The organism is Flavobacterium aquiphilum (assembly GCF_027111335.1).
GTDB lineage: Bacteria > Bacteroidota > Bacteroidia > Flavobacteriales > Flavobacteriaceae > Flavobacterium > Flavobacterium aquiphilum.
The window spans coordinates 2,350,265-2,366,355 of record NZ_CP114288.1 but is presented as its reverse complement, the minus strand read 5'-3'; the positions used below and the strand labels follow the sequence as shown (position 1 = coordinate 2,366,355).

Sequence of the window (16,091 nt, the reverse complement as noted above, 5' to 3'; positions counted from 1 at the left end):
TTATTTATAACTTTCGATTTTGCCTTTTGCTATTTGCCTTTTGACCTTTCACTGACATTACTAAATAATATAAAACGGGTAAAACAAATAAAGTCAATAATGTAGAAGTTAATAAACCCCCAATTACGACAGTTGCCAAAGGTTTTTGAACCTCGGAACCTGCGCTTGTGCTCAAAGCCATTGGTAAGAAACCTAATGAAGCCACAGTTGCTGTCGCCAAAATAGGTCGCAATCTGGCAGCGCTTCCTTTGTAAATACGCTGCAATAAATCATCTTCCCCCTCATCTCTTAGTTGATTATAATAACTAATCAGCACGATACCATTAAGTACTGCAACTCCAAAAAGCGCAATAAAACCGACTCCTGCCGAAATACTAAAATTCATTCCACGTGTCCATAAAGCGAAAATCCCGCCGATTGAAGCCAAAGGAATTGCTGAAAAAATTATCGTTGCTTCTTTGAGAGAGTTGAAAGACAAAAAGAGTAAAAAGAAAATAAGCAAAAGTGCCACCGGAACAGCCAATAACAATCGCCCTTTGGCTTCTTGGAGATTTTGAAATTGCCCTCCATATTTTATATAATAACCCTCAGGTAATTTTAATTTGGCATCCAATTTCTTTTGAATTTCAAAAACAACACTTTCTACATCCCGTCCGCGAACATTAGCCTCAATAACAATTCTTCGTTGGGCGTCTTCACGACTTATTTGGGACGGAGCGGTTTTAAATGAAATTTCAGCGACTTCATTCAACGGAATCTGGTTTCCTTGTGGTGTTGGAATCAACAATGATTTTAAAGCATCAATATCGGTATTGCTGTCTTTTGGAATACGGACAACCAAATCAAATTTGCGCTCCCCTTCATACACAACACCGGTTACACCTCCGGCATAAGCTGTATTCAAAATTCGGTTGACTTCGGCAATATTTAAACCGTATCGTGCTATTTTGTTACGGTTGTACTTCACCACCAATTGAGGCATCCCAATAACTTGCTCAACTTTTATATCCGTCAAACCTTCAATTCCCTTAATAATTGGTACAGCTTTATTGGCTTCCAAGTATAATTTATCCAAGTTATCACCAAATATCTTAATTGCAACATCCGATTTTACCCCTGCAATCAATTCGTTGAAACGCATTTGAATAGGATGCTCAAACGATAAATTGCATCCTGGAATCTGCTTAATTTTTTCATTCATTTTCTCAGCCAATTCTTCTTTATCATCGGCCGTTTTCCATTCTTTTTTGTCTTTCATCACCACGATGACATCGCCATTATGAACAGGCATTGGATCTGTTGGTATTTCGCTACTTCCTATTTTACTGACTACTTCAATTGTTTCCGGAAATTCTTTTAATATTTTTTCAATCAAACCGAACGTTTCCACCGTTTGCGGAAGCGAAGTCCCTTGCCTTAAAGTCGTTTCAATTGCAAAATCGCCTTCATCCAATTCCGGAATAAATTCACCTCCCAAGGAGTTAAAAATAAATATCGAAACAATAAATAGAAAAACAGCTGCACCAATAACTTGAGTTCTTTTTTTCAAGGCGATTGCCAAAACTGGCTGATACCAATTGTTCAATTTGGTAATAAATCTTTCAGTGAAATCGGGTCCATCACTGACTTTTTTGCTTAAAAAGATACTGCTAGCCCAAGGAACATAAGTAATTGAAAGCAATAATGCCCCAAGAATTGCAAAACTTACCGTTTGCGCCATTGGCATGAACATTTTACCTTCAATACCACTTAAAGCAAACAGTGGAATATAAACAATCAGGATTATTATTTGCCCAAAAATGGCGCTACTCATAATCTTTGAGGTGCTTTTTACCACTTCATGATCCATCTTATTTTGAGAAAGGACATTGCTTTTATAATGTTTGGAAAAAATATGCAAAGTAGCTTCGACAACAATTACGGCTCCATCGACTATCAATCCAAAATCCAAAGCCCCCATGCTCATCAAATTGGCACTCAACCCAAAAAGATTCATAATGATTATGGCAAAAAGCATTGCCAAAGGAATAACCGAGGCCACAATTAAACCGGCACGTAAACTACCTAAAAACAGTACTAAAACCAAAATCACAATTAGCGCTCCTTCCATTAAATTGGTCGAAACTGTACTGACTGTTTTCTTAATAAGTTTGGTTCTGTCAACAAAAACATCAATTCTTACGCCTTTCGGCAAAGACTTTTCAATAGATTGCATTCGCTCTTTTACGCGTTCAATTACCCTTACCGCGTTCTCCCCCTTTTGCATCAAAACCACACCTCCAACCGTTTCTCCTTTACCATTTCGGGTCATTGCTCCGTATCGGGGCGCAAATCCAAATTTAACTTCGGCTATGTCTTTTATCAAAATGGGAACACCTGAATTGTTTTTTATCACAATATTATTGATGTCATCGATATTTTGGATTAATCCTTCGCCTCTAATAAAATAAATATTGGGGCCTTTATCAATATAACTTCCGCCCGTGTTCTCATTATTGTTTTGCAAAGCATCAAAAACATCTATAAGTGTAAGATTATTGGCCGCTAGTCTATCCGGCTTCACCGAAACTTCATATTGTTTTAATTTACCTCCAAAACTACTTACATCGACAACTCCAACAGTTCCCAACAATTGACGTCGAACAATCCAATCTTCAATCGTTCGCAACTCCGTTAAATCATATTTCTTTTCGTAACCTTTTTCAGGAACCAACACATATTGAAATATTTCGCCAAGTCCGGTAGTTGGTGGTAATAATTCAGGCGTACCATATTGCCTTGGAATATTATCGCTTGCCATATTAATTTTTTCATCAACACGTTGCCGCGCAATATTAATTGGTACATTGTCTTTGAAAACAATTGTAATTACAGATAAGCCTGAACGACTTATACTCCGTAATTCAACCATATCCATCAATGACTTAAATTCGGTTTCTAATGGGTAAGTTATAAATTGTTCTACCTCTTGGGTAGCTAAATTTGGAGCGGTGGTAATAACCTGCACCTGATTATTGGTAACATCCGGCAGTGCATCGACACTTAATTGTGTAAACGAATAAACGCCAAGCACAATAAATATCACCAATAAAACTCCTGTTATCAGTTTGTTATTTACTGAAAAATTAATGATTTTGTGTATCATTTTTAAAGTATAATGAATGAGTAAATTTGATCCAAAAAAGATCTATTATATTTGTGAAAAAGCCACAATTTACGATCCCAATTTTGAATAAAAATTGAAATCAGGTTTCATTACACTATTTGAGGAGGTTGCCAAATACTTCCGAAGAAATTGGAAGCCAAAATTGATTTGTATTCAGGGATTTTGTTTTCAACATCTTTTTTGATAATAACAAAATCAAACCTGCAAATGGTATTATCGAAGGCAAAAACTTGTGAATTACAACAATTGCAAATGCAAAAAGGGGAACAGGCATCAAAATCCTGATTATGGTCTGAACTGCTTTTTTCAACAACAGTTTGAGATGAACTATTCTCTTCCCTATCTGCACATGGCAAACAGGAAAGCAGTAAAAAAAGAATTGATAATATAGTACTTGTCCATTTCACGAAAACAAATTTAAATTTTAAAATTAAAAAAAGAATCATTACTACTCAAAAAACAGAAAATAGTGATTTTTATCTTAGTTTTCAGTTGTTTCCTCTACTACTTGAATCAATTCTTGATTTTTTTTTCACCAACAATCAAAATTTCATTCCTCCCCTTAGTTTTAAGAAGAATGCTCTCAACTAATTTCAAACAATCGTCAATACTATTTCCATTAGCATTTACACCAGTATTCAAACCATGATAAGGCTTGTATTTATTCAGATAAGTGACCGAAAACAATCCTAAAGTAGGCGTTCCTGTAGCACTGGCGAGATGCATAATTCCACTGTCTGCTCCAATAAACAAATCCGTATTGGCTATAACAGAACCTATTTCAAAAACATCTTTACTATAAAATGTTGGTGCTTTGAATGAAATTTGGGAAACATTTTCAACCGGTAAAACTTCAATGAAATTATACTCAGGAAATTCTTTTTTCAATTTTCCATAAAAAACTTCCCACCATTCTGTTGAATAACATTTAGCACCTGTTGCGAAAGTAAACAAACAAATAGTTCTTTTCTCATTACCAACTAACTTGCTAACTATTTCCTTCCCTTTTTCTATTTCAACCGAACTTAATTTAATATCTAGTGGAGCAACTGGCAAATTATTCACTTTGAATCCACTTGGCTTAAAAAAGCACGAAAATTATACACCGGATATTTAGCAATATGCTCATCGTCATCATGTCGCAACAAATTAAACTGTGATGCATCACCAAAAAATCTATATTTAGAATCCGAAAATTGAGTAGCCAATCTTCCAGATGATGAATTACAATCAACATTTATAACAATATCGTAGTGTTGTCTTCTCATAGCGAACCAAACTTTGAAATATTCAAATAAATGGTCAAAAGCTTTTTTTGGTAAGACAAAAATATTATCTACATATTCATAATTTTTAAATAATGTCTGAGCCAAAAAACCTTTTCCAAACAAGTCAATTTTTGCCTCCGGAAACATTGCATTTATCTCTTGCAATAAGGGCGTAATCAGTAATAAGTTACCTAAACGATGATTAGGCCTGCAAATCAAAACTCTCTTAATAACATTTGGATTATTACTCAAACCTTTACAACATGAACGAGAACCAATGTTCTTCGTCATTTGACGCATCAAAAATCTTCTGAACCCATTTATCTTCCTAGCGATATCCATTGCCATAATTATTTTATTTTTCCTTAATTCACAACCCATTCATTCATTAAAATCGTAATTCTCTTTTTTTAGTGAATCATTTTTTAAAACCTTTTTAATATTGAAACAATAAAAAACATCCATCATGATTCTGCTTTCCACAGAAACACATAATATTCTGAAACACAATTAGATATTATGCCAGTATGGGTTTTAAAAAACTAAATCAAATAAAATAATCGTTCTTTCAGAATTTATAATAAACTATTGACCATCAACAATCTTAGTAAATTTTCCTGAAGCATCAAAAATAATATCAAAATTCTTCCCTTTTTTTCTTATTTCAGCTTCTTATGTAAGTTTATTTTTATAATCTTTTATTCTTGCCGTTTCCAAAATTTTATTTGAAGGATAATTTTTCTTCAAGTAATCCAAAGAAGTTAAAGGAAGCTCATTAACTATTATCTCAACTTCAAATTCTTTGCGATTTCCCATTTTGCCATAGACAACAGAAGTTCTGATCCCATTGTGTCTAAATTCAGCTTCGTAGAAATCATCTTCTCGTGTCCAAAGTACTTTTTGATTAGGAAATTCTTTTTGAAATGATTCACTAACGATGCTAGGTATTGATACCTTCTTTTGCGACGTTTTCATTTCCATAAATAATGTCACGCAAAAAATTAGCGAAAATATTAAAAACACTTTTTCACCTACTTTCCCAAAATTACTTTTTCGGTTTTCCCGACACGGACCTAAATGGTTGACGGAAGTAACATCTCTCGATTTCATATTTTTGGATTTAAAGTTAGCTGCCTCTAATTTTCTGTTACAAATATTAGATACAATTCTATTTTAAATCTATGCTAAAAAAGAAATTGTAATCTTTTATTTAATTGTCAAAACAAAAGAATGAATTGGGCTTACAAACTTATAAGCTAGCGATAATCCGCTAACTTCAGCTATTTCATTTGCAATGGGCAATCCCAATCCAAGTGACAGATGAGAAGTAGAATCCTTTTGGAAACGTTTACATTTCACAAAACAATTCAAAGAATGATTATAGAAATGCCTATTTTTCAAAATCAAATAATAAACAAACTAATTATATACCTCGAAAAGCTTAATTCTATTGAAATTCTATATTATACCATTTACACATACAAAATAGACCAATCTACTTGTTCTTTTTCTCCAATACTTCCTCAAAAAATAATTCCGTAACTAAGGCTATGCAATGATTTTTATTGTTGTCTTGAAAAAAAACAACTTCGCATCTTTGGACTATTGTGTATATATAAATGGTATTACAATACAATCAATTTAGAAACCGTATATTTCAATTCATCATTCCCAAAGTTGGGGAACTTTACGGATTTTCTTTTTGTTAATCCACTTATTCAATTTATAACACAAAAAAGCAGAACCGCTCCCCACGATTGCTCCTGCCAAAACGTCGGAAGGATAATGCACGCCAAGATACATACGGGAATAACCTACGGCACCTGCCCATAAAAAAGACGGCGCAATAACATACCATTTGGGATAAACCATACTTAATGATGTCGCTGTTGCAAAAGCTGAAGACGTATGTGCCGATGGGAAAGAATAACTGGATTCTTCGGTAACATTATCTATTTCAGGATATGTTTCATAAGGTCTTTCCCTCTTAACTATACTTTTTAAAGCAACAGATATAAATACCGAAGCAGCCAAAGATTCACCAATGAAAATTGCCTTTTTCTTAGTTGTACTGTCTTTTTCGATCATACCAACAGCATAAATAATTATAGGAGTACCTAAACTAACAGGCATCGCACTATTGGTAATCCCTTTCATTGTCGATTCGAGATTAGTATTTCGATTACCATTAATTTTCTTTAAAAGATCAATATCTGCATTTTGAGCATTTGAAATTGAAATACAAAAAAGGAATACAAAAAGGGAAAAAAATTTAGACATATTGACTTTGTAATTTGTTTAAAAAAATCGGCTGTGCCAACTGTCTATTGCAGGAACTTCCCAAGATTCATTGAACTCTTCGATATTGTTAACCAAATTATTAAAAACAATCGTGTTTTCTGTAACCGATTTGTCTTTTACCATTTTTTTGAAATCCATCAATGGTTTGTGTGCAATATGGTCTCCTTGCTTGAAGGTTACATTCATTTTATCCAATAAATCGACATTGTATTTTTTTTCCAAACCTTGGATAAATTCAACTGAAGAATCGATAGAACAACCTGTCGCCGCCTGTACTTCTTGATTTACTGCAATGATTATAAAACGATTGTATTTCAACAAATAGGATGATTCAAGACTAGTTCCATGTGCGGCCCATTCGTTAAGAAACGATTGCAAATCGTTTTCGATTTCAGATAACTCGGCATCCGAAAATTTTCTATTCGATTGATAAATCCAAATTTTGGATTCTTCCGGTAAATTTTCAAAAGGAACGTACATGGTAATTATAATTTTAGATTGCAGATTTTAGACTGCAGATTTATGAATTTATATTTTTTTATTTAAAAGGAGGAAATATATCCAAATCCTACTTGCTTGCCGTTGTAATAAGGAATAAACGCAGATTTTTTGTTTGGATTACTTTTTGAGGCAAATAATTTATTTACTGTCGGAAACAACCAATAGCCCGCTTTTGCACTCAATATCCCGATTCCCGCACCTGCAACAACATCGGTAAGCCAATGACGATTATTATACATCCTGAACGCTCCCGTAAAAGTAGCAACTGCATACCCCGAAACACCGTACCAAATAGAAACATCTTTATATTCCTGATATAAAAATTCAGCTCCCATAAAAGCGGTTGCCGTATGTCCCGATGGAAATGAATTATTACTGGTATGATCCGGTCTTTCAACTTTGGTAATGGATTTTAACCCTGTAACCGTAGCCGTCATTATCAAAAACGAAGTGCCAAGAATAATCGATTTATCCTTCAGATTATTTTTCCCTTCCACACCAAGAGCACCTAAAGCATAGACTGAAGCGGCCGGAGCATATTGCAAAAAGTCATCAACGGTTATTTGTTTGTCGATGTGCTCTGTAACTTCTTCACTGATTTCAGAATTTAAATCTTTCAATTGGTCGCTATTAATTCCAATTACCCCAAATCCGATAAAAGTCGCAGGGATTATTAATTGTTTTACATTAAACTTTAATTGCTTAACAGTAGTTGAATCATGAGGAATTGAATCTTGAAAATTTATTTTAGCTGTCGTTTGAGCAAATAAGGAACTCCCTATTAGTAACATCAAAATGGAAACAAATTTTCTCATAGCTACTTTTTTTACAAATCCTGAGCGTTGGCAATCAATTCGGCTACATCCATTACTTTTACATCACCTTCTTTTTCTTTGTGCTTTACACCATCAGTCATCATGGTGTTGCAAAAAGGACAACCTGCTGCGATAATGTCAGGCTTTGTTTCAAGTGCATCTTCAGTTCTTTCCACATTGATTTCTTTATTACCTGGCTCTGCATCCTTAAACATCTGCGCTCCACCGGCACCACAACACAAACCATTTGCTTTGGAACGCTTCATTTCGACTAATTCGGCATCCAATTTTTGGATTAAATCCCTTGGCGCTTCATATACATTATTGGCTCTGCCCAAATAACATGGATCATGGAAAGTAATTCGTTTTCCTCTAAATTGTCCTCCCTCGATAGTTAAACGCCCTGAATCCAACAATGATTTAAGAAACTCTGTGTGATGAACTACTTCATAATCTCCTCCCAATCCTGAGTATTCATTTTTTAAAGTATTAAAACAATGCGGACAAGCAGTTACTATTTTTTTTATTTCATAAGCATTAAGCACTTCAATATTCATCATGGCCTGCATTTGAAATAAAAACTCATTTCCTGCTCTTTTTGCGGGATCACCAGTACAACTTTCTTCTGTACCCAAAACGGCAAAGGAAACATTGGCACGATTTAAAATCCGAACAAACGCTTTTGTTATTTTCTTTGCTCTATCGTCAAAACTTCCTGCACAACCTACCCAAAATAAAACTTCTGGTTGTTTTCCTTGAGCTAGCATTTCGGCCATTGTTGGCACAACTAAATTTTCTGACATTGTATTAATCTTTATCCCCACCCCAACCCTCCCCGAAGGGGAGGGAGGCAAGAAGTGAATATGTTATTTTATATTTTTACTTAACTATTTTAAAATCATTTTAAAACACTAGCTATGTTACGCTCTTATCTTCCTACTTTACCTCCCTCCCCGAAGGGGAGGGCTGGGGAGGGGATTTCTTATTCATTTTTCCAATTCAAACGATCCTGTTGGCTGTATTGCCATGGTGCACCATTATTTTCAATATTTGTCATCATTGCATTTAAAGGCATTGGTGCGGCACTTTGCTCCATCACAAGATAACGTCTCATATCCATAATGATTGAAAGCGGACTGATATTTACAGGGCATTCTTCCACACAAGCGTTGCAGGATGTACAAGCCCATAATTCTTCGGGAGTGATATAATCGTTTAAAAGCGATTTATTGTCCGGTACAAAAACGCCTTTATTAGCATCGATATTTTTCCCTACTTCTTCTAATCTATCTCTTGTATCCATCATGATTTTACGTGGAGATAATTTTTTGCCTGTTTGATTGGCAGGACAAGAAGAAGTACAACGCCCGCATTCGGTACACGTATAGGCATTTAATAACTGAACCCAATTTAAATCCTGAACATCACTGGCTCCAAATTTAGCAGGAACTTCATTTTCCGAAGCTGGTGCCGCCGCAAATGGATCGGCATTTGGATCCATCATTAATTTCACTTCTGCAGTTACTGATGCCAAATTATCAAATTGCCCTTGCGGATTTAAATTGGCAAAATACGTATTAGGAAAAGCCAATAAAATATGCAGGTGTTTTGAGAAATATAAATAATTCATAAAAACCAAAATACCAACGATATGCAACCACCAAAAGACTTCATTTAACATCATTACCAATTCATTGGACATTCCGTTGAATAATGGAGCAATAAACTGGCTAATAGGAAAAGAACCTGCTTTTATAAAATGAGAAAATCCGCCGGGTACATTTTGCAAATGCAAATCCGTGGCATTCATTAAAAAAAACAAGGACATTAAAGTAATTTCAAAATACAGGATGCAATTAGCATCGCCTTTTGGCCAACCTTTTAAATCCGAGTGGATGAATCTTTTTAGTTTAATGATGTTTCTTCTAATTAAAAACACACTAACTGAAACCAATACCAGTAATGCCAATATCTCAAAAGAACCGATTAAAAAATCGTATGCAACCCCAATCGGAGCAAAAACCCTATGGGTTCCAAATAAACCGTCGATAATAATTTCCAGAAGCTCAATGTTGATAATCACGAAACCAACATAAACTATAATATGAAGTACACCAGCAACGGGTCTCTTTACCATTTTGGATTGCCCTAAAGCAATCATTAGCATATTTCTCCAGCGAGCCTTTGAATTATCGTTGCGATCGACATCAACTCCTAGCTTAATATTTCTAATGATTTTCTTCACATTCGAATAAAAATATCCGAATCCAATAATCAAAACTATGGCAAATAACACATTACTAAGGTAACTCATAGATAGTAGTTTTTATTTTGTTACTGATTCTTCTGGCGAAACATACGGCTTGTTCTTTTTACCAAAAACAGAAACATTAATATAACGCGTAGGATTCAATCTTACATCTTGTAACAGTAATTCCAATTCTTTAGAAGTTCTTTCCAGGTTTTTATACATGGCTTCGTCCTTCATCAATTTACCCATCGTACCTTTTCCGGCTTCCATATCTCTCATTAAACCATCAACTTTGCTTAAAGTCGAATTTAAATTCTTAACCGTCTGACCCAAATCGGCTTTATTCAACGAATCGGAAATTTTAACGAAATTATCAGAAACTTTATTAAAATTAGAAACCACGCCTTTCAATTGTCCTTTGTTTTCGTCCAAAATCACATTGGCGTTTGAGGCTACTTTATGAAACTGCTCCATGGTAGCGCTAAGTTCGGATAAAGTCTTTTTCAAATCTGCTTGCCCTTTTGCATCCAAAACAGAATTGAAACTAGTTATCAACTGATCGGCACTCGCCATTAATTTCTCAACTTTAACCATAACCGGAGACATTTTATCTCCTAATGCAGCCATCATGCCCGCTTCTAAATTTCCTTTTAAGTAATCGCCGCTTTCAGCAATATTTTTGTCAGCATAATTAGGATGTATAGCTACTTGTTTACCTCCTATAAGACTAGCATCATAGATTGTGGCTGTACTTGATTTTGATATTGGAAAATCAGTATTTATTTGTAATTCGGCTAATAAAGTTCCATTATCTTTAATCGAAATGGTTTTTACGATACCAATATTTAGTCCATTGATTGTCACCGGTGCCGAAGGCGCAAGTCCTTCTACATTTGCGTATTCAACATAAAAAGTTTTATATCTGTTGAAAAGGTCTTTTCCTTTTAAAAAACTGTATCCCCAAATGAATAATGAAATTGATGTAATAACTAAAATGGCAGTTTTTATTTCTCTTGTAATTTTCAAAATTTTTATTTTTTAATGGGCAAATTTAATATAAAATATCCTAACTTATTGTTTGGTTGCTTCCTGAATGCTTATTTTTTTTCCGTTTTTAAAAGCAATCATAAAAGCCGAATCATAACCTTTGGATTTTGCTTCACTTAATTGACTTTTGGCTTTCTCATAATCAGCTGTTTCACCATAGAGATATTTATAGATATTATCTTCATAAACAATTGAAACATTTTGTAATCCCTTAAAATTTTTAGGCACCAATGCTATTTTTTTTTGACTTGCCAAAAGCTGAATTTTATAAATAGAACCTGTAGAATCACCTTTAACAGTTGTCGGTTTAAATACTTCAGGAACTTTAGTTTCTTTTTCCTTTTCGGTATTTTCTTTAAGGATTTGCGAAGGCTTTTCACCTACATCTTCTACATCTCCGTCACCGTAAAATTCAAATTTATAACTTATGATTGCATCAGCAATTGCTCGTGCAATGTCATTTTGACCTTCTTCAGAGTTCAGTAAATCTCCTTCCGTCGGATTTGAAACAAAACCGGTTTCAATCAAAACTCTAGGCATATACGCTTTATGAAGAACCATAAAAGGAGCTTGTTTCACTCCTCCATGTCTCAATTTTTTCCCCAGCAAAGCAAATTTATCCTCGACTTTACTCGCTAACGAAATACTGTTGTCCAAATATTCTTCTTGCATCAAAGTCATTCCGATCATTGTTTCCGGAGAATTTGGATCAAAACCTTCATACTTCTTTTTATAATCTTTCTCTAGTGTAATTACAGAGTTCTCTTTTTTGGCAGCTTCAAGGTTCGAAGCAATTTTATTCATACCCATCACATAGGTTTCAGTACCATCTGCGGCAGTATTTTTATTTGCATTACAATGAATAGAAACAAAAATATGAGAATTTGCTCTGTTGGCAATATTGGCACGCTCCACCAAATCAACAAAAACATCCGTTTTTCTAGTGTATATAACATCAATTTTTGGTTGGGCTTCCAAAATCTTACCGACCTTCAAAACAATTGCTAATGCTATATTCTTTTCAATCCTTCCACTATATACAGCACCAAAATCATGATCTCCATGACCGGCATCTAATGTAACTCTAAAATCATTGGATTGACTGAAGGAATCAATAGCTAACATTGTCAATATGAATGTAAAAGCTATTTTTATTTTTTTTGATATAAACATCTAATAGTTAATTTAATTATAAGTCTTCCGTTATAAATTTATGATTTGACTATTTTTGCCAAAAAATTATAGTAATTTTGGCACACGAATACCCGATTCTTCAACATACAAAAATAGCATTTAAACCTTTGCATACAAACTTATTTAATATCGTTTTACTATCAATTTTCCTATCTTTAGGTTGCTCAAATCTGTATTCACAAGATTTAAAAAAGAAACAAACCCCAATCCCTTCTAAGAATCAAGAAGTTAAAAAACAAAAAATTGAAGACAATACTAAAGCAACTGTAGCAGAAACAGCTACCGATACGGTAAAACTAGACACTATAAAAGTTAAAAAAGGCTTTCTTGATGGCCAAGTTAGGTATGTGGCAGAAAAATATGCCAAGATTCAGCAAAAGAAAAAACTCATCACTTTATACGACAAAGCCGAATTATATTACCAGGATATTGAATTAAAATCTGGTATTATTGTCATGGATTATGAAAAAAATGAGGTTTATGCGGGAAGAATAAAAGATTCTCTTGGTAATTACACTCAATATCCAAATTTCAAACAGGGTGAAAATGTTATAGAACCGGACTCCATTCGCTTTAATTTTAAAACAAAAAAAGCATTGATTTGGAACTCTAGAACCACTCAAAGCGAATTCAATGTAAAAGCAGCTATCACAAAAAAGGAAAATGACTCTGTTTACTTTCTAAAAGGAGCACGATTTACAACAGCAAAAGACATTGATGATCCTGAATATTATTTTCAAACCAATAAAATAAAATTTATTCCCGGGAAAAAAATTGTTACCGGTTTTACCAATATGGTAATTGAGGGTGTACCTACCCCATTAATCCTTCCCTTTGCTTATTTTCCACTTTCAAAAGAAACAAGTGTATCAGGGATTATATTACCTTCATATAACGACTCAAATACCAAAGGATTTTCTCTACAAAACGGAGGATATTATTTTGCTTTAAGTGACCATTATAATTTAACACTGCTCGGGGATTACTATACCAACGGAAGTTATGGTATTAACGCGCAATCATCCTATGCCAAACGATATAAATTTCAAGGAAGTGTCAATCTCCGATTTGAGAACAATATCGTAAGCGAAAGAGGGTATCCCGATTATTCAAAAACTAAAATTTACAATATTCAATGGTCTCATTCGCAGGATTCAAAATCTAGCCCAAATTCCACCTTTTCGGCATCGGTAAACTTAGGAAGTAGTCAATATTACCAAAAAACAATTAATCAAGTCAATGTCGGATCTCAATTAAACAACTCTCTGAGTTCTTCCATATCCTACAGTACTGTTTTCCATACTATTCCAGAAGGTCGATTATCGTTGACAGCAACCCATTCGCAAAATACGAACACCAAAGAGATCAATATGACTCTTCCTACCTTACAGTTTAGTTTGGATCGTATTTATCCATTTGCTTCGAATGACGGCGCCAAAAAAGGTTTTTTCAAAAATATCAACTTACAATATAACCTAAACGGTAGAAACAGTTTTAAAACAACTGACTCTTTGTTTTTTAAACCCGAAATGTTCCGAAATTCCGAAATTGGTTTCCAACATACAGTTCCATTAAGTACCAACTTTAAAGTCTTCAAGTATTTCAGTGTTTCCACTTCGATGAATTATGAAGAAGTTTGGTATTTCAAAACCATCGAAAAAACTTATGATAATAATTTAAGCACTGTAGTTACTAAAGAAATCCCTGGTTTTGACGCATTTAGAACCTATTCTTCTTCTACAAGCGTAGGAACAACAATTTATGGTACATTCAATTTCGGAGAAGATAAAATGATCAAATCGATCCGACACGTAATGCGCCCATCGATTTCGCATAGTTATACTCCTAGTTTCGAGAAATACTACGATACTTATGCAACAGATGCCAGTGGTAGAATGCAAACTGATTACACGCGATTTGAAGGCGGTATGTATGGCGCTCCAGGTAAAAGCAGCTCTAATTTCCTTGGAATAAACCTTAGTAACACCTTTGAGGCCAAAGTAGCAGATAAAGATACGACCAAAACTGAACCAAAGAAAATAATGCTGCTTAACAACTTAAACCTTTCTACAAGTTACAATTTTGATGCAAAAGAACTTAACTGGGCACCTGTAAGGGTAAGTGGTGGAACACAGTTCTTTGATAATAAATTGAGTGCCAATTTTGGAGCGACTTTAGATCCATACGCAATTGATAACTCCGGAAACAGAATTAACACTTTCAACATCAATAACGGTGGAAGTCTTTTCAGAATGACAAGTGCAAATTTGACCATGAACTACTCTTTGTCCAGCAAAAAGGAGGAAAAAAAAGACAAGAATACCCAACAAAGGAGAAATGGAGGACGTGAAGACGATTTATTTGGTTCAGATATTGATGTAGGAAGCCAAAGAAAAAGCCAGTTTAATGAAGAGGACGAAGGAAAAGACGTCGTTAGTGAATTTTTTAGGACAAAATTACCCTGGGACATGACCTTTGCCTATTCCCTGACTTACGGAAATAATAACCGAGAGAAAAAAATCACAGGAAATTCCGTCATGATTTCTATGAATACTGATTTAACTCCAAAATGGAAAGCTGGGGTTTCTACAGGATACGATTTTGTTCAAAATGGTGTAACTTTCACTCAATTACGTTTTGAAAGAGATTTGATGAGCTGGAGAATGGATTTTAACTGGACTCCTTTCGGAACAAATTCCAGCTGGAATTTTTACATCGGAATCAAATCTGGAGTCCTAAGCGACATCAAATGGGAAAAAAGAAAGCTTACCAATCAATAGATCTATCCTAAACTCATCTTAACTATGAAAACAATAATTTACACCGAAAATGCTCCAGCACCTATCGGACCTTATAATCAAGCTGTATTAAAAGGTGACACCTTATACATTTCAGGCCAAATCCCATTAAATCCTGCAACTATGGAATTGGTTGCAGACAATATTGAATCGGAAACCAAACAAGTAATGGAGAACTTGAAAGCGATTCTTGAAGAAGCTGGAATGACATTTGAAAATGTGGTAAAAGCCTCCATTTTTATTATGGACATGAATGATTTTGGAAAAATAAATACCGTTTACGGGTCTTATTTTAATGAAAAAACCGCTCCAGCTCGTGAAACGGTTCAAGTGGCTTGTTTGCCAAAAAATGTAAATGTGGAAATATCTATGATAGCTGTGCGATAGCATTAACCAATAATTGCGCCGTTGCTTCATTTGTTGCCAACGGCACATTATGCACATCACAAACGCGTATAAGCATATTTACATCAGCCTCATGCGGATGACTTGAAAGAGGATCTTTGAAGAACAAGACCATTTGAGTTTTACCTTCGGCAACTCTTCCTGCAATTTGAGCATCACCTCCCAACGGACCTGAAAGCATTCTTGTAGTTTTAAAACCTGCCGCCTCTGCTCTACCTCCGGTTGTTCCAGTTGCAATAAACTGTATTTTTTCTTGCTGAAACACTTCACGGTTTTTAATTAGAAATTTAACTATATCTTCTTTTTTACCGTCATGCGCAATAATTGCTATTTCCATAAATTTAT

At 34.5% G+C, this 16,091-nt stretch carries 15 protein-coding genes; 2 read left to right on the top strand and 13 right to left on the bottom strand.

Annotation, left to right across the window (positions count from 1 at the left end; genetic code table 11):
- Positions 1-4: 4 nt before the first annotated feature.
- The 12 genes from OZP12_RS09865 to OZP12_RS09810 form a co-directional block, all read right to left on the bottom strand.
- Complete coding sequence (locus tag OZP12_RS09865; protein WP_281228920.1) at positions 5-3,145, bottom strand: efflux RND transporter permease subunit; 3,141 nt, start codon at positions 3,143-3,145, stop codon at positions 5-7.
- Between the two features lie 110 nt (positions 3,146-3,255).
- Positions 3,256-3,573, bottom strand: a complete 318-nt coding sequence (locus OZP12_RS09860) for a DUF6660 family protein (protein WP_281228919.1) — start codon at positions 3,571-3,573, stop codon at positions 3,256-3,258.
- Between the two features lie 106 nt (positions 3,574-3,679).
- Complete coding sequence (locus OZP12_RS09855; RefSeq protein ID WP_281228918.1) at positions 3,680-4,231, bottom strand: glycosyltransferase family 9 protein; 552 nt, start codon at positions 4,229-4,231, stop codon at positions 3,680-3,682.
- The gene (locus tag OZP12_RS09850) at positions 4,228-4,782 is read right to left on the bottom strand and encodes a glycosyltransferase family 9 protein (RefSeq protein WP_281228917.1); all 555 of its coding nucleotides are present in this window, start codon (positions 4,780-4,782) and stop codon (positions 4,228-4,230) included. Before OZP12_RS09850 ends, OZP12_RS09855 begins: the two co-directional genes overlap by 4 nt.
- A 324-nt stretch (positions 4,783-5,106) precedes the next feature.
- Positions 5,107-5,544, bottom strand: a complete 438-nt coding sequence (locus OZP12_RS09845; RefSeq protein ID WP_281228916.1) for a hypothetical protein — start codon at positions 5,542-5,544, stop codon at positions 5,107-5,109.
- Positions 5,545-6,099: 555 nt separating this feature from the next.
- On the bottom strand, positions 6,100-6,714 hold the full coding sequence (locus OZP12_RS09840; protein ID WP_281228915.1) for a phosphatase PAP2 family protein: 615 nt from the start codon (positions 6,712-6,714) through the stop codon (positions 6,100-6,102).
- Positions 6,715-6,732: 18 nt separating this feature from the next.
- Positions 6,733-7,215, bottom strand: coding sequence for an ABC transporter ATPase (locus OZP12_RS09835; protein ID WP_281228914.1), 483 nt, complete (start codon positions 7,213-7,215; stop codon positions 6,733-6,735).
- Positions 7,216-7,277: 62 nt separating this feature from the next.
- Positions 7,278-8,051, bottom strand: a complete 774-nt coding sequence (locus OZP12_RS09830) for a phosphatase PAP2 family protein (protein ID WP_281228913.1) — start codon at positions 8,049-8,051, stop codon at positions 7,278-7,280.
- 11 nt (positions 8,052-8,062) lie between these two features.
- Positions 8,063-8,854: a (Fe-S)-binding protein gene (locus tag OZP12_RS09825; RefSeq protein ID WP_281228912.1), complete on the bottom strand. Its 792-nt coding sequence runs from the start codon at positions 8,852-8,854 to the stop codon at positions 8,063-8,065.
- 179 nt (positions 8,855-9,033) lie between these two features.
- The gene (locus tag OZP12_RS09820) at positions 9,034-10,365 is read right to left on the bottom strand and encodes a 4Fe-4S dicluster domain-containing protein (protein WP_281228911.1); all 1,332 of its coding nucleotides are present in this window, start codon (positions 10,363-10,365) and stop codon (positions 9,034-9,036) included.
- Between the two features lie 12 nt (positions 10,366-10,377).
- Positions 10,378-11,328 (bottom strand): MlaD family protein, encoded by a 951-nt coding sequence (locus OZP12_RS09815; RefSeq protein ID WP_281228910.1) that lies wholly within the window; start codon positions 11,326-11,328, stop codon positions 10,378-10,380.
- Positions 11,329-11,373: 45 nt separating this feature from the next.
- Positions 11,374-12,522: an N-acetylmuramoyl-L-alanine amidase family protein gene (locus tag OZP12_RS09810; protein WP_281228909.1), complete on the bottom strand. Its 1,149-nt coding sequence runs from the start codon at positions 12,520-12,522 to the stop codon at positions 11,374-11,376.
- Positions 12,523-12,599: 77 nt separating this feature from the next.
- Here OZP12_RS09810 and OZP12_RS09805 point away from each other — a divergent pair, with 77 nt between their 5' ends.
- Both OZP12_RS09805 and OZP12_RS09800 read left to right on the top strand, forming a co-directional pair.
- Positions 12,600-15,323 carry a putative LPS assembly protein LptD gene (locus OZP12_RS09805; RefSeq protein ID WP_281228908.1) on the top strand — a complete coding sequence of 908 codons (2,724 nt, stop codon included), beginning with the start codon at positions 12,600-12,602 and terminating at the stop codon, positions 15,321-15,323.
- A 24-nt stretch (positions 15,324-15,347) separates the two neighbouring features.
- Positions 15,348-15,728 (top strand): RidA family protein, encoded by a 381-nt coding sequence (locus OZP12_RS09800; RefSeq protein WP_281228907.1) that lies wholly within the window; start codon positions 15,348-15,350, stop codon positions 15,726-15,728.
- Here the strand turns inward: OZP12_RS09800 and OZP12_RS09795 are convergent.
- Positions 15,709-16,083, bottom strand: a complete 375-nt coding sequence (locus OZP12_RS09795; RefSeq protein WP_281228906.1) for a methylglyoxal synthase — start codon at positions 16,081-16,083, stop codon at positions 15,709-15,711. The two genes, OZP12_RS09800 and OZP12_RS09795, sit on opposite strands and share 20 nt — an antisense overlap.
- Between the last annotated feature and the right edge of the window lie 8 nt (positions 16,084-16,091).

Excerpts from the sequence above, each read along its gene's own strand:
- OZP12_RS09865 (WP_281228920.1), bottom strand. The coding sequence starts at position 3,145 with ATGATACACAAAATCATTAATTTTTCAGTAAATAACAAACTGATAACA.
- OZP12_RS09850 (WP_281228917.1), bottom strand. The coding sequence starts at position 4,782 with ATGGCAATGGATATCGCTAGGAAGATAAATGGGTTCAGAAGATTTTTG.
- OZP12_RS09845 (WP_281228916.1), bottom strand. The coding sequence starts at position 5,544 with ATGAAATCGAGAGATGTTACTTCCGTCAACCATTTAGGTCCGTGTCGG.
- OZP12_RS09840 (WP_281228915.1), bottom strand. The coding sequence starts at position 6,714 with ATGTCTAAATTTTTTTCCCTTTTTGTATTCCTTTTTTGTATTTCAATT.
- OZP12_RS09835 (WP_281228914.1), bottom strand. The coding sequence starts at position 7,215 with ATGTACGTTCCTTTTGAAAATTTACCGGAAGAATCCAAAATTTGGATT.
- OZP12_RS09830 (WP_281228913.1), bottom strand. The coding sequence starts at position 8,051 with ATGAGAAAATTTGTTTCCATTTTGATGTTACTAATAGGGAGTTCCTTA.
- OZP12_RS09825 (WP_281228912.1), bottom strand. The coding sequence starts at position 8,854 with ATGTCAGAAAATTTAGTTGTGCCAACAATGGCCGAAATGCTAGCTCAA.
- OZP12_RS09820 (WP_281228911.1), bottom strand. The coding sequence starts at position 10,365 with ATGAGTTACCTTAGTAATGTGTTATTTGCCATAGTTTTGATTATTGGA.
- OZP12_RS09810 (WP_281228909.1), bottom strand. The coding sequence starts at position 12,522 with ATGTTTATATCAAAAAAAATAAAAATAGCTTTTACATTCATATTGACA.
- OZP12_RS09800 (WP_281228907.1), top strand. The coding sequence starts at position 15,348 with ATGAAAACAATAATTTACACCGAAAATGCTCCAGCACCTATCGGACCT.
- OZP12_RS09795 (WP_281228906.1), bottom strand. The coding sequence starts at position 16,083 with ATGGAAATAGCAATTATTGCGCATGACGGTAAAAAAGAAGATATAGTT.